General features: G+C 69.2%; 14 protein-coding genes. 7 read left to right on the forward strand and 7 right to left on the reverse strand.

Annotated features, from left to right (window positions below):
- The first annotated feature begins 40 nt into the window (after positions 1–40).
- Positions 41–1,966, forward strand: coding sequence for a BglG family transcription antiterminator (locus ASD65_RS16985; protein ID WP_056225465.1), 1,926 nt, complete (start codon positions 41–43; stop codon positions 1,964–1,966).
- 300 nt (positions 1,967–2,266) lie between these two features.
- Here the strand turns inward: ASD65_RS16985 and ASD65_RS16990 are convergent, their stop codons facing one another.
- A complete protein-coding gene (locus ASD65_RS16990) occupies positions 2,267–3,244 on the reverse strand; it encodes a hypothetical protein (RefSeq protein WP_056225466.1) in 978 nt (325 codons plus the stop codon).
- A 369-nt stretch (positions 3,245–3,613) separates the two neighbouring features.
- Positions 3,614–4,201: a GNAT family N-acetyltransferase gene (locus ASD65_RS16995; RefSeq protein ID WP_056225469.1), complete on the reverse strand. Its 588-nt coding sequence runs from the start codon at positions 4,199–4,201 to the stop codon at positions 3,614–3,616.
- A gap of 162 nt (positions 4,202–4,363) precedes the next feature.
- Between ASD65_RS16995 and ASD65_RS17000 the strand changes: the two genes are divergently transcribed.
- From ASD65_RS17000 to ASD65_RS17020, 5 genes are all read left to right on the forward strand, one after another.
- On the forward strand, positions 4,364–5,929 hold the full coding sequence (locus ASD65_RS17000; RefSeq protein ID WP_056225472.1) for an ABC transporter substrate-binding protein: 1,566 nt from the start codon (positions 4,364–4,366) through the stop codon (positions 5,927–5,929).
- A 76-nt stretch (positions 5,930–6,005) separates the two neighbouring features.
- The gene (locus ASD65_RS17005; protein ID WP_056225474.1) at positions 6,006–6,965 is read left to right on the forward strand and encodes an ABC transporter permease; all 960 of its coding nucleotides are present in this window, start codon (positions 6,006–6,008) and stop codon (positions 6,963–6,965) included.
- The gene (locus tag ASD65_RS17010; protein WP_056225478.1) at positions 6,962–7,813 is read left to right on the forward strand and encodes an ABC transporter permease; all 852 of its coding nucleotides are present in this window, start codon (positions 6,962–6,964) and stop codon (positions 7,811–7,813) included. The genes ASD65_RS17005 and ASD65_RS17010 overlap by 4 nt, the downstream gene beginning before the upstream one ends.
- A complete protein-coding gene (locus ASD65_RS17015) occupies positions 7,810–8,610 on the forward strand; it encodes an ABC transporter ATP-binding protein (RefSeq protein ID WP_056225481.1) in 801 nt (266 codons plus the stop codon). The genes ASD65_RS17010 and ASD65_RS17015 overlap by 4 nt, the downstream gene beginning before the upstream one ends.
- Positions 8,607–9,524 carry an ATP-binding cassette domain-containing protein gene (locus tag ASD65_RS17020; RefSeq protein ID WP_056225485.1) on the forward strand — a complete coding sequence of 306 codons (918 nt, stop codon included), beginning with the start codon at positions 8,607–8,609 and terminating at the stop codon, positions 9,522–9,524. The genes ASD65_RS17015 and ASD65_RS17020 overlap by 4 nt, the downstream gene beginning before the upstream one ends.
- Positions 9,525–9,543: 19 nt before the next feature.
- On the opposite strand, the gene ASD65_RS17025 is transcribed toward ASD65_RS17020, so the two are convergent.
- The 3 genes from ASD65_RS17025 to ASD65_RS17035 form a co-directional block, all read right to left on the reverse strand.
- Positions 9,544–10,956: an MFS transporter gene (locus ASD65_RS17025; RefSeq protein WP_056225488.1), complete on the reverse strand. Its 1,413-nt coding sequence runs from the start codon at positions 10,954–10,956 to the stop codon at positions 9,544–9,546.
- 102 nt (positions 10,957–11,058) lie between these two features.
- Positions 11,059–12,756, reverse strand: coding sequence for a phospho-sugar mutase (locus ASD65_RS17030; RefSeq protein WP_056225490.1), 1,698 nt, complete (start codon positions 12,754–12,756; stop codon positions 11,059–11,061).
- Positions 12,753–13,583, reverse strand: a complete 831-nt coding sequence (locus ASD65_RS17035) for a purine-nucleoside phosphorylase (protein ID WP_056225493.1) — start codon at positions 13,581–13,583, stop codon at positions 12,753–12,755. Before ASD65_RS17035 ends, ASD65_RS17030 begins: the two co-directional genes overlap by 4 nt.
- Positions 13,584–13,684: 101 nt before the next feature.
- Between ASD65_RS17035 and ASD65_RS17040 the strand changes: the two genes are divergently transcribed.
- Positions 13,685–15,136, forward strand: coding sequence for an NAD(P)H-quinone dehydrogenase (locus ASD65_RS17040; RefSeq protein ID WP_442922457.1), 1,452 nt, complete (start codon positions 13,685–13,687; stop codon positions 15,134–15,136).
- A 163-nt stretch (positions 15,137–15,299) separates the two neighbouring features.
- Here ASD65_RS17040 and ASD65_RS17045 read toward each other — a convergent pair whose 3' ends face one another.
- Together ASD65_RS17045 and ASD65_RS17050 are read right to left on the reverse strand one after the other, a co-directional pair.
- Positions 15,300–17,066, reverse strand: a complete 1,767-nt coding sequence (locus tag ASD65_RS17045) for an acetyl/propionyl/methylcrotonyl-CoA carboxylase subunit alpha (protein ID WP_056225500.1) — start codon at positions 17,064–17,066, stop codon at positions 15,300–15,302.
- A 75-nt stretch (positions 17,067–17,141) separates the two neighbouring features.
- On the reverse strand, positions 17,142–17,789 hold the full coding sequence (locus tag ASD65_RS17050; protein ID WP_056226388.1) for a Maf family protein: 648 nt from the start codon (positions 17,787–17,789) through the stop codon (positions 17,142–17,144).
- Positions 17,790–17,807: the final 18 nt, after the last annotated feature.

Genomic DNA, 17,807 nt, shown 5'->3' on the forward strand with positions numbered 1-17,807 from the left:
GGTGCACGCGCTAGGTCAGCGCGGGACCCGGGAGGACGACGTGACCAGAGCGCGCCAGGATCGCCTGCTTGCGCTCCTCCTGCGCGACGGACAGTGGTCCACCGCCGCGACCCTCGCCGATGCGCTGGGCGTCACCCCGCGCAGCGTCCGCTCGTACGTCACCGCGCTGAACGCCCGTGTCCCCTCGGGTGCCGCCGTGGAATCCGGCGCGCTCGGCTACCGGGCCGGAGCGGAGGCCGGCGCTGCCGCGCGCGCCGGCGGGGGAGCGGATGCCGGAACCCCACGCGATCGCCTGCACACGGTCGTGCGTGCCCTGCTCGACAACCCCGACGGGATCGATGTGTTCGAGACGGCCGACCGGCTGCACGTCAGCCCGGCCACGGTCGACGCCGACCTGGCGAGGGTGCGGGGGCTGCTCGGCGGCACCGAGCTGACGCTGGAGCGCTCCGCCGAACGGGCGAGGCTGCGCGGCACCGAGATGGCTCAGCGCCGGCTGCTCAGCAGGCTCGCGCACGACGAGATGGAGGCGGGCTCGTTCGACCTTGCCGCACTGCGTCGAACCCTGGGCGAAGGGTCCGTCGGAGCACAGGCATTCGGACCCTTCAAGACCGACCTGGTCGCCGAGCTCGGCGGCCTCGGCTACTTCGTCAACGAGTTCGGCATCACCGACGTGGTCATGCACATCGCCATCGCCGCGGACCGGGTCGCCGGCGGGCGGGGCCTGGACGGCGCCACCGCGGAGCAGCCCGCGCACCGCGACGTCGGCGAGATCATCGACCGCCTCGCCGAGCGCCACCTCGGGGTGCAGCTCGGTGCGGGCGACCGGCAGCATCTGGCCACGCTCGTGCTCACGCGGGTCGTCGCACCGGGGGCCACCGCTCCGGCGGACGATGCCCGCGCCCGACTCGAACCCGAGGTCGAACGCGCCGTGCGCGAGGTCGTGGAGCGGGCCGCGGCCGAGTTCCTGGTCGACATCGCGCACGAGGACTTCATCCTGCGCCTCGCGCTGCACGTGCAGAACCTGCTGCACCGCTCCCGCGAGCAGGCGTGGTCGCGCAACCCGCTCACCCGCTCGCTCAAGTCGACCTACCCGATGATCTTCGAGGTCGCCGTGTTCATCGCGAGCGGCCTCCAGGAGCGGCTCGGCATCCCGCTGCTGGACGACGAGATCGCCTACATCGCGATGCACGTCGGAGGTCGGCTCGAGCGCAGCCGCCGGGCCGACCAGCTGCTGACCGCCACGATCGTGTGCCCCGGGTACTACGAGCTGCACGAGCTGCTGCGCTCCAGCGTCGACCGCTCGCTCGGCCAGGCGATCGAGGTCGTCGGGGTCGAGACGCGCGTCGACCCCGACTGGGACACGATCGACACCGACCTCGTCCTGACGACGATCGACCCGGGCGCCGCCAGCGACCGCATCGTCCGCATCCAGCCGTTCCTCACCGACGCCGACATCGAGCGCGTGCAGGCGGCGGCGGGGCGCATCCGGCGAGGCCGCCGCCTCGCGCGCCTGCGCACCGAATTGGAGCGCTACTTCGATCCGCACGCGTTCGTGCGCGGACTGGACGCCGATCCCGGAACGGATGCCGTCATCCGGCGCCTGGGATCCCTGCTCGTGGAGCGCGGCGTCATCGACGAGGACTACGTCGAGCGGACCATCCAGCGCGAGCAGCTGTCCTCGACCGCCTTCACGGACGCGCTGGCCGTGCCGCACGCGCTCGGGATGACGGCCACCCGCACCGCGATCGCCATCGGCATCGCCGACCCCTCGATCCCGTGGGGCGACGGGCGCGTCCAGGTGGTGGCCATGGTGGCGTTCTCGGAGACCGACCGGGAAGCGTTCCAGACCGTGTTCGAGCAGTTCGTCGAGGTGTTCTCGGAGCGGGACAGCGTGCAGCGCATCGTGCGGCGCGGCACCGACTTCACGGCGTTCCTCGACGAGCTCGTCGCCGTCATCGACGGGTGAGGCGCTAGGTCGGCTCCGCCACGCTGTCGGCTCCGCCGCTCTCCGCCGCTCTCCGCCGCGCTGGAGTCGACTCTGCCCCTCTCTGCCGCGTTGCAGTCGGGGTTGACGGCGGACTGTAACCCGCAGCATCCACCGCCCCGCGGGTTTGGGGCGTATTTCGTCCGTTGGGGCGTGATTGGCGCGCCCCAACGGACGAATCACGCCCCAAATCGGGGACGGTGGGTGGAAACCCGGGAAGGTGGGCGGAACTCCGGGAAGGTGGGCGGAAACCGGGAAGGGGACGGATGCCGGTACCGGTGCTCACGTGGTCGGCACCACTCCGAAGGCGGTGAGGCGGGAACGCAGTGCGGTCGCAGTCTTGATGTGCGGCCAGCCCCACCTGGCAATGCGGCGGTTGGTTGTTCCGCGGATCCAGTCTTCGCGTTGTTTCTCGGCGTCGAAGATCGCTGCGGTCGTGCGACCGTCGACGAGTCGCCCATCGTTGTACTTCATCGTCCCGTCGAACTCGCCGAAGGCAGTCTGTTCTTCGAAGCCGAAATCGACATAGAAGTTCGTGCCCTTGGGCCCTGGCACCCGTACCTGCAGGTCGAGGCCGCGAAATCCCAGCTCGTAGAGCCTGATGCGACTGATCGATTCGCCGGGCAGCTGTGCCCTCCCATCGGCGAACGCAAGCACACGTCGAGCCCGGGCCACGCCGTGCGCAGAGCGCCGGGCGATCTCGGCCACCGTTTTGCGGAAGTCTGTGTGCCTGTCGGTGAGATAGACGCCCGCGCGCGGCACGCAGGTTCGACGCAGCGCGGCGTCGGCGACGGTGACGGCCTGCTCGAACGTCATGGTTCGCGCCACGTCGGCGACAGTGCGTGCCAGATTCGTGCAGAGCAGGCCGTTCACCTCGATGACCTCGTCGTCGGAAAGGTCTCCACGGTGGCGAACCACGCCGCGCGCTGCCCCGGGCCGCTCCGCCGCGACGATCGCGTGCACAGTCCCGTCGTTCGGGCGGAACAGCGGCAGGCCGTGAACCGCTGCTGCGGTCTCGTGTGAGACGACCGGCCGTGTCGTCGACATGAGGTCGAGAGCCCGGGCAGTCGCGACGAGGCGTTCTTCGGGTGAGGCCGCCGTCCATTCCGTACCGTCAGCGAAGAATCCGGGCCGCACCGACACCAACCTCTTCGCGCGGATCAACGCGGTTCGCCGGCGTGCTGACATGCCCCTCGACAGCAGATCGTCGTATCGGTAGAGCCGCAGCGGATTCATATCCCACACGCTGGCGGCCGTCACGGCCCGAGTAGCCGTGCCTCCCAGCATCCGTGGACAGATCGCACTTGCGCTGCCGCCGTGGAGGATCCCGTGCGCGACGTGGGCCCCACCCCCGGTGTTGGGGCGTACTTCGCCCCTTGGGGCGTGATTCGTGCGCCCCAACGGACGGATCGCGCCCCAAGCCCGCACGCGGGCAGGGACGCAAGCCCGCACACGGCAGGGACGCAACGCCCGGACGCCCACCCGGGAGGACGGGCGCCCACCCACCCGGACGCCCACCCACCCGGACGGACGCCCACCCGGACGGACGGCTCGTGCTGCAAGCCCGCACGCCCGCAAGCCCCCGCACGGGCGGACGGACACGGAGGGACGGACGGATGCTGGGGCGGCTCAGCCGCGCAGCAGACGCTCCTGCAGTCCGCGCCGGACCGCCGGCCACTCCGTCGGCAGGATCGAATAGACGACCGTGTCGCGCAGGATGCCGTCGGGGTCGATCCGATGGTTGCGCAGCACGCCGTCGAGCTTCGCGCCGAGCCGCTCGATCGCCGCGCGCGACTGCCGGTTGTGCCAGTGCGTGCAGAACTGCACGGCGATCGCGTCGCACGTGTCGAAGGCGTGGCCGAGCAGCAGCAGCTTGGCCGCTGAGTTGATCGCCGTGCGCTGCGCCTCCAGGCCCAGCCAGGTGTGCCCGATCTCGACGCGCCGGTTGGGCTGGTCGATGCTGCAGAAGGTCGTCATCCCCACCGCGCGACCGGTGCGCAGGTCGCGCACCGCCCACGGATTCATCGAACCGGCGGCGTGCCAGGCGAGCCGCTGGCCGATCGCCGCATGCACCGCCTCGGGCGTCGTGGGCACCGACGTGTACCAGGTGTGCTCGAGGCCGGCGGCGGCGGCGACGAGCTCCTCGGCGTGCGCGGCGGTCAGAGGTTCCAGGCGCACGTACTCGTTCTCGAGCGCGACGGGGTCGGTCAGCAGCATGCGTCGAGCCTAGGAGACGTCTCCCGAGAGACGGAATACATGGCGCGATGACACAGTTCGCAATGCTGGAGGCCCTCGAATCTTCCCCAGCTCGAGCAGGTGCTTATGCTGGCCGCACGGGTCGCACCAGGACCTGCACCACACAGCTGAGGATCAACAAAAATGCCCAAGAGAAGACTGTTCGCTCCATTGGGCCTGCTCGTCGCAGGCGCCCTGGCCCTCAGCGCCTGCGCGGCCGGAGGTGCCGCCCCGGAGGAGTCCTCCGCGACGGAGGCCACCGGTGAACTCAGCTACGTGATCGCCAGCGACCCGTCGTCGTTGAACCCGATCAACGTCAGCGACCGCTGGGGACTGACGGTCACGAACATCGTCTACTCGCCGCTCGCGCGCATCGAGGGCGACGGCACCGTCGTCAACGAGCTGGCCGAGAGTATCGAGCCCGCAGAAGACGGCCTGTCCGTCACCGTGACGCTGAAGGACGGCCTGCTCTGGTCGGACGGCGAGCCCCTCACCGCTGATGACGTCGTCTTCACATACACGAACAAGGCGGTCCGCGAGAACGGCAACGCCGACCTCCTCTGGGTCGGCGACCAGCCGATCACGGCCGCAGCCACCGACGACCGCACGGTCGTGTTCACGCTCCCGTCGATCAGCGCCGCCGCACTCAGCAACATCGCGACCGAGACCTACATCATCCCGGAGCACATCTACGGCGACGTCACCGACTTCTCGGTCACCGAGCTCGACCCGCTCGCGGTCGGCTCCGGACCGTATGTCCTGACCGACTACCAGCGCGGCCAGTACCTCACCTTCGAGGCGAACGAGAACTACTACGGCGAGGCGCCGAACATCCCGAAGCTGACGCTGCAGATCGTCTCGAACGCCGACACGGTCAAGACCGCGCTGCAGACGGGTGAAGCGGATGCCTCGTTCGTCACGCCCGATCAGATCAGCGAGCTCGAGGGCGCTGGGCTGGACATCTACCCGTACGCCGAAGGCCGCGTCGCCTACCTCGGACTGAACCTCGCCAAGATCACCGACCCGAAGGTGCGCCAGGCGCTGTTCTTCGCGCTGGACCGCGACGAGATCAGCAACGGCGCCTTCCTCAGCGAGGAGTACTTCCAGCCCGCGTACACGATCCTCCCGCCGAGCAACCCGTTCGCGACCGAGGACGTCGAGAAGTACGACCAGGACCTGGATGCCTCGGCTGCGCTGCTGAAGGAGGCCGGTGTGTCCGACCTCACCATCACTCTCGCCTACGCCGGCGCAGACCCCGCCCAGACCACGCAGGCGACGCTCATCCAGCAGCAGGCCAAGGCCGCCGGAATCACGGTCGAGCTCGCCGGTGTCGAGCCCGCCGCCGTCTACGCCGAGATCGAGAAGGGCGCCGACTCCCAGTACGACGCGTTCCTCGGCGGCTACATCATGGGTCAGGACCCGGACGCCTACAGCCTGCTGTACCGCACCGGTGCTTCGGCGAACTACTTCCAGTACTCCAACTCCGCCACCGATGCGCTGTTCGACGCCGGTGCGGTGGAGCTGGACCAGGACGCCCGCAAGGCCGTCTACGCCGACCTGCAGAAGCAGATCGCCGAAGACGCCGTGATCTTCCCGTTCGCGGATAGCCTGAAGATCCTCGCCGTCAACCCGCGGATCGGCGGTGTCGAGGACGCGCGCACCGTGCCGATCTACACCTTCGAGAACTTCGGTCTGCTGACCGAGCGCTGAACCCTCGACGTCACGGATGCGCCACACGGCGCATCCGTGACGTCGTCGCGTGTACGGAACTGAGGAAGGAGGGCGCATGCTCGCATACATCGGCCGACGGCTGCTGCAGGTCATCCCGATGCTGCTCGCGGTCACGTTCGTCGTCTTCTTCCTGATCCACCTCGCGCCCTACGACGTCGTCGATGCGGTCACGACCCCGAACATGTCGGCCGAGACTGTCGAGATCGTCCGCCAGCGCTACGGCCTGGACCAGCCGTTCCTCGTCCAGTACGGACTGTGGCTCGGCAACGTGCTGCAGGGCGATCTCGGCTATTCGCTGGTCAGCCGCCACTCGATCGCCGACGACCTCCTGATCCGCATCCCGAACACCGTCATCCTGGTGGCGCCCTCGTACATCGCGGCGCTCATCCTCGCGCTGGTCCTGGGCCTGTGGGCCGGGTCGCGCAAGGGCACCTGGATCGACCGCATGATCGATGGGCTGGCGGGCATCGGCATCGCGACGCCGGCCTTCTGGTTCGCGCTGCTGGTCATCTACGTCTTCGGCTATCAGCTGCGCTGGTTCCCGATCATCGGCATGCACTCCGTCGGCAAGCAGGGCGACCCCATCGACTTCCTCCGGCACTTCGTGATGCCGTCGCTGGTGCTGATCGTCGCGTTCTTCCCGGAGATCGCCCGCTATGTGAGGTCGGCGACCATCTCCCAGCTCTCGCAGGACTACGTGCTGGTGCAGCGCGGCTTCGGCGCCTCCCGCCGCGAGATCTTCTCCCGGCACGTGAGCCGCAACGTGATGCTGCCGATCATCACGCAGCTCGGACTCGCCCTTCCGATCCTCGTCACCGGCGCCATCGTGATCGAGTCGATCTTCGGCTGGCCGGGTGTCGGTCCGTACTTCCTGACCGCCACCAAGAGCCTCGACTATCCCGTCATCCTCGCGGTGCTGCTGCTGTCCGCGTTCCTGGTGATCATCGGCAACCTCATCGCCGACATCCTCTACGTGGTCGCGGACCCGCGCATCCGGATCGGAGGCCGCGCATGAGCATCGCCTCGGAGGTACGCCTCCTCACCACCCGACGACGGTCGCTGGCATCGGTGCCCGGCTGGCTCGCCGTCGGCTTCCTCGTGCTGATCGGCCTGGTGTGCCTGCTCGCGCCGCTGCTGCCGCTGGACCCGACCAGCACCGACCTCGCGGTGCGCTCGCAGCCGCCGAGCGCGGCGCACCTGTTCGGCACCGACGAACTCGGGCGCGACTACTTCTCCCGGGTCATCTACGGCGGCCGGATCTCGCTGATGGTCGGCATCCTCGCGATGACCGCGGCCACCGTGATCGGCGTCGTCGTCGGTCTGATCGCCGGGTACTCCAGCGGTCGCATCGATGACGCGCTGATGCGATTCGTCGACTTCCTCTCCGCCATCCCGTGGATGGTGCTGGTCATCGTCGCGAGCGTCTTCCTCAAGCCGGGCTTGTGGACGATCATCATCGTGATCGGCGTGTTCTCCTGGATGGGCACCGCCCGACTCGTACGCGCCGAGACGCTGTCGCTGCGCGAACGCACCTACGTCGGCTACGCCCGCTACATCGGCGAGCGGCGTGAGCGCATCGTGTGGCGGCACGTGCTGCCGGAGGCGGCGCCGACGATCATCGTGGCGGCGACGGCGAGCATCTCGATGGCGATGCTGACCGAGGCGGCCTTGAGCTTCCTGGGGCTCGGCATCCAGCCGCCGATGGCGTCGTGGGGTTCGCTGCTGGAGACCGCGCAGGGCAGCCTGCAGAGCGCGCCGTATCTCGCGCTGATCCCGGGTCTGCTGATCCTGCTCAGCGTGCTGTCCTTCAACGTGCTCGGAGACGTGCTCCGCCAGACGGTCTCGGAACGGGGTGGGTCATGAACGACCTGACACCGCTGCTGCGTATCGACGGGCTGTCGGTGGATCTGCCGGCGCGCACCGGGGGTACCGTCCGCGTGCTCGACGACGTCTCGATCGAGATCCCACAGGGGCGCATCGTCGGGATCGTCGGCGAGTCCGGATCCGGCAAGACGATGATGCTCCGCTCGATCATGGACATCCTGCCGGACGGCGCGCAGCGCAGCTGGAACGGCATCCACTTCGACGGCGAGGACGTCACCGAGCGCTTCGGGAAGGACCGTCTGCCCGTCTCGATGGTCTTCCAGGACCCGATGACGTCCTTCAACCCGCTGGTGCGGATCGGCGCCCACCTCACCGAGGTCGCGCGGCGATTCCACCCGGTGTCCCGGCGCGAGGCGCGGGTGCTGGCGCGCGAGGCGCTGGTCTCGGTGCGCATCCCCGAGCCCGACCGGGTGCTCGGCAGCTACCCGCACGAGCTGTCCGGCGGCATGCGGCAGCGCGCGATGATCGCGATGGCACTGCTCGTCCAGCCGCGCCTGCTGGTCGCCGACGAGCCCACGACGGCGCTGGATGCGACTATCCAGGCGCAGATCCTCGCACTGATCCGACGCCTCCAGGAGGAGCGCGATCTCACCGTGATCCTCGTCACGCACGACCTCGGCGTCGTGGCCGCGCTGTGCGATGACGTGATGGTGATGAAGGACGGCGCCATCGTGGAGCGCGGAGCGGTGGACGAGCTGTTCCGTGCGCCGCAGCATCCTTACACGAAGTCCCTGCTGGATGCCGCACCCGATGCGTTGGCGGGGGGTGCGTCATGACCGACATCGCGAACGAGGACCGTGGGGAGCTCCTGCGGGTCGAGCAGCTGACCAAGACCTTCACCGTTCGCAACGCGTGGGGACGCCGCGAAGGCGAGGTGCGCGCCGTCGACGGTGTCGATCTCACCGTGCACCGCGGCGAGACCCTGGCAGTCGTGGGGGAGTCCGGCAGCGGCAAGTCCACGCTCGGCCGCTGCATGCTGCAGATGGAGACGCCGACCAGCGGCTCGGTGTCATATGAGGGCACGAATCTCACGGCCTTGCCGCGGGCCCAGCGGGCGCCGTTCCACCGCTCGATGCAGGTGATCTTCCAAGATCCGTTCTCGTCGCTGAATCCGCACCGCACGGCGCTGCAGAACGTGATGGAGCCCCTCACGGTGCTCACCACCGAGGCCGACCCCCGTTCACGGGCGATCGAGGCGCTGCACTCGGTGGGGATCACCGGTGATGCGGTGGAGAAGTACCCGCGGGCGTTCAGCGGCGGTCAGCGTCAGCGGATCGGCATCGCGCGCGCGATCGCCGTGCGCCCGACCTTCATCGTGTGCGACGAGCCGCTGTCGGCGCTGGACATGTCGATCCAGGCTCAGGTCACCGAGCTGCTGGCCGAGCTGCAGCGCGAGCTCGACCTCACTTATCTGTTCATCTCGCACGACCTCGCCGTGGTGAACGAGATCGCGACCCGGACCGCGGTGATGAACCGCGGCCGCATCGTCGAGCTCGGACCCACGCGCGAGATCTTCGAGAATCCGCTGCATCCGTACACCCAGCGCCTGCTGGACGCGATGCTCGTGCCCGAGCCGGCAGAAGCCCGCCGGCGCCTCGCGCGGATCGCGACGCGTCCGGAGCCGACGGCGGACGAGTCAGGCAGCAACGTGCTGGCAGAGCGCACCCCCGCGCACTTCGTGCTGGAGTGACGCGCCGCACCCGACGGCGCTACGCCTCGGGTGCGCCCTTCTGGTGCATCACAGCCTCGACCGCCTCCGCAGCGTGCTCGGGGTCACCCTCGTGCGCCTGTGCGACCGCGCGTGCGGCTGCCACGGCGCGTCGACCGGCCGGCAGCCAGATCGCGGCGCCGACGACCACGAACGTCAGGATGCCTGCTCCCACGAGGAGCCACTCGATCGGGACCTGATCGGCCAACGGGCCGAACACCACCATGCCCAACGGCATCGCCAGCGCCATCACGATGCCGACGAATCCGAACACGCGGCCCTGACGTTCGGGCTCGACGGTCTCCTGCAGCAGTGTCATCGACGGCGTCGAGAAGAACGGCACCGCCAGACCGATCAGGAACATGAATCCGAAGAACACCCAGATGTTGGGCGAGAGCCCCATGCCGATCGACAGTGCTCCGAAGACCAGCGATGACACGATGATCAGTCCGATGCGGCTGCGCTTGGCGAAGAACGTCGCGATCAGGATGCCACCGAGCACCATGCCGATGCTGAACGAGATCTCGAGCACCGCGAGGTTGATGACGTTCTGCTGCGCGCCGGCGTCGAACGAGCGCACCGCCATCAGCGGCGTGAGGTTGGTCGGCGCCACTGTCAGCAGGAACACGATCGCGAACAGCACGAGGAGCCACCGTACGAAGGCGTGGTGCGCGACATACTTCACCCCGTCGACGAGGTCTGCGAAGTAGCCCGTCTGGGTGTCCGCGGCGCGGCGGACAGCCTTGACCGGGATCATCAGCAGCAGTCCGATCCCGATGGCAGCGGTGACCACGTCGATGAAGAAGATGGGGATGAGCGCCCCGGACGAGGCATCCTCCATCGCTGCCCATGCGTAGATCGCACCGGCCGCCGCGGGCGCGATCAGGGCCATGGCCGATTGGATGGAACCGTTGATGCCGTTGACGCGGATCAGATTGCGCATCGGGACGATCTGCGGAAGCAGTGCGGACACGGCGGGCATCTGGATGCCGGCACCGGCCGAGCGCACCGCGAGCACGAGGAAGATGAGCCACACCGCGTCGTAGCCGGTCAGCATGATCAGGGCGAGCGCGAGCGTGGTCACCGCGATCGCCGCGTCGGCGCCGATGATGAGGAACTTGCGATTGTGGCGGTCGGCCCACACGCCGCCGAAGATCGAGATGATCGCCTGGGGGAGGAACCCGAACAGCGCGGCGAGCATCATGTAGACGCCGGACTGGTACGTGATCGTGAGGTACCAGAAGATCGCGTACTGCACGAGCATCGACCCGAGCAGACTGGCGGTCTGCCCGCCCAGGAACAGCAGCGTGTTGCGGAACCAGCGCGGTGGATCGGACTGTGCAGCGGCGGAGGGCGAGGTGTTCGACGCCTCAGCCGATGTCCCGGCGTCGTGGCCGTCGGTGCTGTGCGTCATCGCCTTCGTTCCCGTCGTGGAGCGTCCGCATACCGCGCTATCGCGATATATCGTGAGTCTGGAGGGTAGCACGGCCCTCCGACACACCTCAATCCGGCCGGGTCAGCCGAGCTCCTCCAACAGGCTCCGCACGCTGGCGGCCAACGCGACCACGCGCTCGTGGGCATCGGCCGCAGAGTCGCCCGAGACGTCCAGATACGCCTTGAGCTTGGGCTCGGTGCCGCTGGGCCGCACGATCACGCGGGATCCGTCGGCGAGCCACAGCCGCAGCACATCGCCGCGCGGGAAGCCCTCGACGCCGGCCAGCAGATCGTCGGAATGCGTGACCTCGATGTCGCCGAGGCGCTCCGGCATCCGTTCGCGCAGTGCGGTCATGATCTTCCCGATCACGGCGAGGTCCTCGACACGCACCGAGATCTGGTCGCTGTCGAAGTAGCCGAACGTCTCGGAGAAATCGCGGAGCAGATCGCCCAGCGATTCGCCCCGACCGCGCGCCTCGGTGACCATGCCGAGCATCGCCACCGCGGCCGAGATGCCGTCCTTGTCGCGGACGGTCTCCGGGTTGACGAGGTACCCGAGGGCCTCTTCGAACCCGTAGATCATGCCGGGGGCGCGGGAGATCCACTTGAAGCCCGTCAGCGTGGTGTGGAAGCCCAGCCCGTAGTGCTGCGCGACCGCCTCCAGCCCGGGGGAGGAGACGAGCGAGCAGGCGAGGGATGCCTCGCTCCCGGCGTCCTGCGAACCCGCCAGACGCGCCGCTCGCCAGCCCAGGAGCAGTCCGACCTGGTTGCCGCTCAAACGGCGCCAGCCGCCCTCGGCGTCGGCATCCGGGAGGGCGACCGCGAGGCGGTCGGCGTCGGGGTCGTTCGCGATGACGAGCTCGGCATCCGTTTCACGCGCCGTCTCGTAGGCGAGGTCCATCGCCCCGGGCTCTTCGGGGTTGGGGAAGGAGACGGTGGGGAAGGTGCCGTCGGGATCGATCTGCGCGGCGACCGGAGTCGGCGCGGGGTACCCGGCCGCCTCGAGGATGCGCGCCGTCGTCTCCCAGCCCACGCCGTGCATGGCCGTGTAGACCCAGCGCAGTCCCTCCGCGCCGGCGGGTGCCGGGGCCACGGCGGCCGTGGCGGCGATGTACGCATCGACGACCGATTCCTGCGCGGTCTCATAGCCGAGCGAGCGCGGCAGCACCGCGACGTCACCGGCATCCGCGATGCGCTGGATGTGCGCGGCGATCTCGGCGTCGGCGGGCGACACGATCTGCGACCCGTCGTCCTCACCGCCGAGGTAGACCTTGTAGCCGTTGTCGTTCGGCGGGTTGTGACTGGCAGTGACCATCACGCCCGCGGCGGCACCGAGATGGCGCACCGCGAAGGCCAGCACCGGGGTGGGCAGCAGTCGCGGGAGCACGATGGCCCGGAGTCCTGCGCCCGCGAACAGCTCGGCGGAGTCGTGCGCGAAGACATCGGAGTTGCGACGGCCGTCGTAGCCGACGACCACGGTCGGGGCATCCGCTCCGGGCGCCTTCTCCAGGAGATACGCCGCGAAGCCGGCGGCCGCCTGTGCGATCAGCACCCGGTTCATCCGGTTGCTGCCGGCGCCGAGCTCGCCGCGGAGGCCGGCCGTGCCGAACGCCAGTCGCCCGTCGAATCGGTCGGCGAGATCGGCGAGGGATGCGGCATCCCCCTCCTGCGCCTGCGCGAGGATCGCCTCCAGCTCCGCGCGGGTCTCCGGGTCGGGATCCTGCGCGAGCCAGGCCTCGGCGCGCTGCAGCAGCGCGTCAGCCGTTCCGGCCTCGCTCACATCGCTCCGATCACGCGCGCCAGCAGCGAGGAGATCACGGGCTCAGCCAGCTGGCCGGCCTCGATCACCTCTTTGTGGCTGAGCGGGGTGGTCTGGATGCCGGCGGCCATGTTCGTGATGAGCGAGAAGCCGAGGATCTCCATGCCCGCCTGGCGCGCCGCGATCGCTTCGAGCGCGGTGGACATGCCGACGATGTGTCCGCCGATGATCTTCGCCATCTGGACTTCGGCGGGGGTCTCGTACTGGGGTCCGCGGAACTGGCAGTAGACGCCCTCGTCGAGGCTGGGGTCGATGGTGCGCGCGAGGTCGCGCAGGCGCATCGAGTACAGGTCGGTGAGATCGATGAAGGTCGCGCCCTCGAGTGGCGAGTCCCCGGTGAGGTTGATGTGGTCGCTGATCAGGACGGGGGTGCCGGGCTTCCAAGAGGGGCGGATGCCGCCGGCGCCGTTGGTCAGCACCATCGTCTTGGCGCCGGTCGCGGCGGCGGTGCGCACGCTGTGCACGACCCGGCGCACGCCGTGTCCCTCGTAGTAGTGCGTGCGGGCGCCGATGACGAGCACGCGCTTGCCGCGCGGAGTCAGGATGCTGCGCAGCGATCCGACGTGTCCCTCGAGCGCCGGAGCACTGAAGCCCGCGACCTCGGATGCGGGGATCGTCGCCGTGGTCTCGCCGACGAGTTCTGCCGCACGGCCCCAGCCGCTGCCCAGTGTCAGGGCGATGTCGTGACGCTCGACGCCGGTGAGGCGTGCGATGTCGGCGGCGGCTTCAGCGGCGACCGCGAACGGGTCGGCGGTGGGGTCGTCGAGGGGGTTGCTGGTGTCTGACATGCACCCACTCTAGGAACGTGCGGGCCCCGGTGCCACACCGACGCAAGATCGGTCGCGCGAACTGTCGTGCTCGGACCGATGGTCAAGGGAGAATGGATGTCATGTCACTGAGCTTCGAGAGCACACAGAGCGTCGCGATCATCGGTGGCGGCCCCGGCGGCTATGAGGCGGCGCTCGCCGCCGCCCAGCTGGGGGCGGAGGTCACCCTCGTCGAGCGCGCGGGCGTCGGCGGCTCGGCCGTCATCACCGACGTCGTGCCCTCCAAGTCGCTCATCGCGACCGCGGACGCCGCGGTGGCCATCTCGGGCGCCTCCGAACTCGGCGTCCAGTTCTACGCCAAGGGCGCCTCGGGCAAGCCCCTCAAGCCCGAGGTCGCCATCAACCTCGCGGCGGTCAACAAGCGCCTGCTCTCCCTCGCGCGGCAGCAGTCCGACGATATGCGCGCCTCCCTGGTCGAGGCCGGCGTGCGCATCATCTCCGGTCACGGACGTCTCGAGGGCGACAACGCCGTCGTCGTCTCGACCGACCAGGGCGGTACCGACTTCGACCGCATCGAAGCCGACACGTTCGTCGTCTCGGTCGGGGCCTCGCCGCGGGAGCTGGCCAGTGCCAAGCCCGACGGAGTCCGCATCCTGACCTGGACCCAGCTCTACGACATGAAGGCGCTCCCCGAGCACCTCATCGTCGTCGGATCCGGTGTGACAGGCGCAGAGTTCGCCGGCGCCTACATGAACCTCGGGGCGAAGGTCACTCTGATCTCCAGCCGCGACCAGGTGCTGCCTGGTGAGGACTCCGACGCCGCGGCCGTGCTCGAGCGCGTCTTCAAGCGCGGCGGCATGACCCTGCTGTCCAAGTCCCGCGCCGACAAGGTCGAGAACCTCGGCGACCGTGTGGTCGCCACCCTGTCGGACGGACGCACGGTGGAGGGCAGCCACTGCCTCATGGCCGTCGGCTCTGTGCCGAACACTCACGGCATCGGACTCGAAGAGGCCGGCGTGCAGATGACCGAATCCGGGCACATCCAGGTCAACCGCGTCGCGCGCACCTCCGTACCCAACATCTACGCCGCGGGTGACTGCACGACCTTCGTTCCGCTCGCCTCCGTGGCGTCGATGCAGGGCCGCACAGCGGTCTTCCACGCGCTCGGCGACGTCGTCATCCCGCTGGAGCGCCGCCGCATCACCTCGAACATCTTCACGGCCCCCGAGATCGCGACTGTCGGCTGGCAGGAGAAGGACATTGCAGACGGCAACATCAACGCGGTCGTGCACAAGCTGCCGCTCGCAGCCAACCCGCGCGCGAAGATGATGGGCATCAAGGACGGCTTCGTCAAGATCATCGCGCGTCAGGGCTCCGGCAGCGTTGTGGGCGGCGTCATCGTCGGCCCGCGTGCCTCGGAGCTGATCTACCCGATCGCGATCGCCGTCGAGCGCCGCCTGACCGTCGATCAGCTGTCGCGCGTCTTCGCCGTCTACCCGTCGCTGTCCGGCAGCATCACCGACGCCGCCCGCGCGATGCACGTCGTCGACCACAACATCTACCCCGAGGGCTGATCCGGACGGATGCCGCGGGTCGCGGCATCCGCTCTCGTTCGTCGCGCGTCGTCCCTTGTGGAACCGTGAGACTGCAGTGGCGGGTCGAGACTGAGGGTATGGACCGCAGTCTCGACGTCCCGTTGCAGTCTCGCGGGACTGGCGTGTCGCGGGGCGGGCCGGCCTAGGAGATGGTGAGCAGTTGGTGGCCGGCCGACACGGTCGAGCCGGGCGCAGCGTTGATCGCGCCGACCACGCCGTCCTTGTGCGCCTGGATGGGCTGCTCCATCTTCATCGCCTCGAGCACGACCACGAGGTCGCCCTTGACGACCTGCTGGCCGTCTTCGACCGCGAGCTTGACGATGGTGGCCTGCATCGGAGACTTGACCGCATCGCCGGATGCCCCGGCGTTGGCGACGGGCGCGTGCGAGCGGCGCGACGGCGGCACCGCGGCCGGGCGTCCGGCTGCGGCGGGAGCGCCGACGATCCGGTCGGGAAGGCTCACCTCGAGCCGCTTGCCCGAGACCTCGACGACGACGGTGTGGCGTGCCGCGGCGGCAGCCGGGCTGTCCAGCTCGCCGTCCCACGGCGGGATGTCGTTGACGAACTCCGTCTCGATCCACCGGGTGAACACGCCGAAGTGGCCGTCCTCGGCGGTGAATGCGGGGTCGCGCACGACCTTGCGGTGGAACGGGATGACGGTGGGCAGGCCCGCGACCTCGAATTCGTCGAGTGCGCGGCGCGAGCGCTCCAGGGCCTCGGCGCGGTCGCGGCCGGTGACGATGATCTTGCCGAGGAGAGAGTCGAAGGCGCCGCTGACCGAGTCGCCGGCGGTGACGCCGGAGTCGAGCCGCAGGCCGGGTCCGCCGAACGTCTTGAAGACGTGGATCGGGCCGGGCTGGGGGAGGAATCCGCGGCCGGGGTCTTCGCCGTTGATGCGGAACTCGATCGAGTGGCCGAGCGGCACCGGGTCGTCGTAGTCGAGCACGCCGCCCTCGGCGAGGCGGAACTGCTCGCGCACGAGGTCGATGCCGGTGACCTCTTCGGACACCGGGTGCTCGACCTGCAAGCGGGTGTTGACCTCGAGGAACGAGATCGTGCCGTCGGCGCCGATGAGGAACTCGCACGTGCCGGCACCGACGTAGCCGACCTCCTTGAGGATGGCCTTGGACGACTCGTAGAGGATGCGGTTCTGCTCGTCCGTCAGGAACGGCGCCGGAGCCTCTTCGACGAGCTTCTGGTGACGGCGCTGCAGCGAGCAGTCGCGCGTGGAGACGACGACGACGTTGCCCGCGGCATCCGCGAGGCACTGCGTCTCCACGTGGCGGGGCTTGTCGAGGTACTTCTCCACGAAGCACTCGCCACGGCCGAAGGCGCTGATCGCCTCGCGGGTGGCGGACTCGAACATCTCGGCGATCTCGTCGAACTCGCGGGCCACCTTGAGGCCGCGACCGCCGCCGCCGTACGCGGCCTTGATCGCGATGGGCAGGCCGTGCTCGGTGGCGAACGCGATGACCTCGTCGGCGCCGTTGACAGGGCCGGGAGTGCCGGGGGCGAGCGGAGCGCCGACCTTCTCGGCGACGTGGCGCGCGGTGACCTTGTCGCCGAGCGACTCGATGGCGTCGGGGGAGGGGCCGATCCAGATCAGCCCTGCGCCGATCACGGCTCGGGCGAACTCGGCGTTCTCGGCGAGGAACCCGTAGCCGGGGTGCACGGCATCCGCGCCGGAGCGGCGGGCGATCGAGAGGATCTTCTCGATCGACAGGTAGGTCTCGGCGCTCGTGACGCCGTCGAGGGCGTACGCCTCATCGGCCAGACGGGCGTGGAGCGCGTCGCGATCCTGGTCGGCGTAGACGGCGACCGACGCCTTTCCGGAGTCACGAGCGGCTCGGATGACTCGGACGGCGATCTCGCTGCGGTTCGCGATCAGGACCTTGGCGATTTCAGGCATGGATGCCAGCCTACCGAGCGCACCCCCATCGGATTTGACTGGTTCATACAAGAACCAGTCCGAAACGTGGGCTTCCTACGACAATGACGCCCACAGATCGGGCCACTCGACCCCGACCTCACGCGCCAGCCGACGCACCGTCGACAGCGACATCCCGACCACCGTCGACGGGTCGCCGTCCACCCGCTCGATGAAGGCGCCGCCGAGACTGTCGACGGTGAATGCGCCGGCCACCTGCAGTGGCTCGCCGCTGGCGACGTACGCGGCGATCTCCGCGTCGGTGATGTCGGCGACGAAGGAGACGGATGCCTCGGCCACCGCGTGCGCCTCGACCGCCGGTCTGCCGGGCGAGACGCGGATGACGCTGTGCCCCGAGTGGAGCACCCCGGTCTTGCCGCGCATGTCCTGCCACCGCGCGGTGGCCGCCTCCGGTGTGTACGGCTTGCCGAGGATCTCGCCGCCGATCTCGAACATCGAGTCCCCGCCGATCACGATGCCGTCGAAGTCGGGATCGTCGTCGGCCAGGCGGGCCGCGACGTCCGCCGCCTTGCGTCGCGCGAGCAGCAGGACGTGGGCATCGGCCGCCAGCCGGCCGCGTGCAGCCTCGACCTCGGCGATCACGGCGTCCTCGTCGACCTGGGGTGCCGAGGTCTCGGGTTCGATGCCGGCCTGTCGAAGCAGCATCAGTCGAGCAGGGGAGGTGGAGGCCAGGCACACGCGCATGAAGACCACGGTATCGGC

The organism is Microbacterium sp. Root61, assembly GCF_001427525.1.
In the GTDB taxonomy this organism is placed as follows: Bacteria; Actinomycetota; Actinomycetes; order Actinomycetales; family Microbacteriaceae; genus Microbacterium.

Coding starts and splice junctions, on each gene's coding strand:
- ASD65_RS17005 (WP_056225474.1), top strand. CDS start 6,006: ATGCTCGCATACATCGGCCGACGGCTGCTGCAGGTCATCCCGATGCTG.
- ASD65_RS17010 (WP_056225478.1), top strand. CDS start 6,962: ATGAGCATCGCCTCGGAGGTACGCCTCCTCACCACCCGACGACGGTCG.
- ASD65_RS17045 (WP_056225500.1), bottom strand. CDS start 17,066: ATGCCTGAAATCGCCAAGGTCCTGATCGCGAACCGCAGCGAGATCGCC.
- ASD65_RS17040 (WP_442922457.1), top strand. CDS start 13,685: ATGTCACTGAGCTTCGAGAGCACACAGAGCGTCGCGATCATCGGTGGC.
- ASD65_RS17020 (WP_056225485.1), top strand. CDS start 8,607: ATGACCGACATCGCGAACGAGGACCGTGGGGAGCTCCTGCGGGTCGAG.
- ASD65_RS16995 (WP_056225469.1), bottom strand. CDS start 4,201: ATGCTGCTGACCGACCCCGTCGCGCTCGAGAACGAGTACGTGCGCCTG.
- ASD65_RS17050 (WP_056226388.1), bottom strand. CDS start 17,789: ATGCGCGTGTGCCTGGCCTCCACCTCCCCTGCTCGACTGATGCTGCTT.
- ASD65_RS17025 (WP_056225488.1), bottom strand. CDS start 10,956: ATGACGCACAGCACCGACGGCCACGACGCCGGGACATCGGCTGAGGCG.
- ASD65_RS17015 (WP_056225481.1), top strand. CDS start 7,810: ATGAACGACCTGACACCGCTGCTGCGTATCGACGGGCTGTCGGTGGAT.
- ASD65_RS17000 (WP_056225472.1), top strand. CDS start 4,364: ATGCCCAAGAGAAGACTGTTCGCTCCATTGGGCCTGCTCGTCGCAGGC.
- ASD65_RS17035 (WP_056225493.1), bottom strand. CDS start 13,583: ATGTCAGACACCAGCAACCCCCTCGACGACCCCACCGCCGACCCGTTC.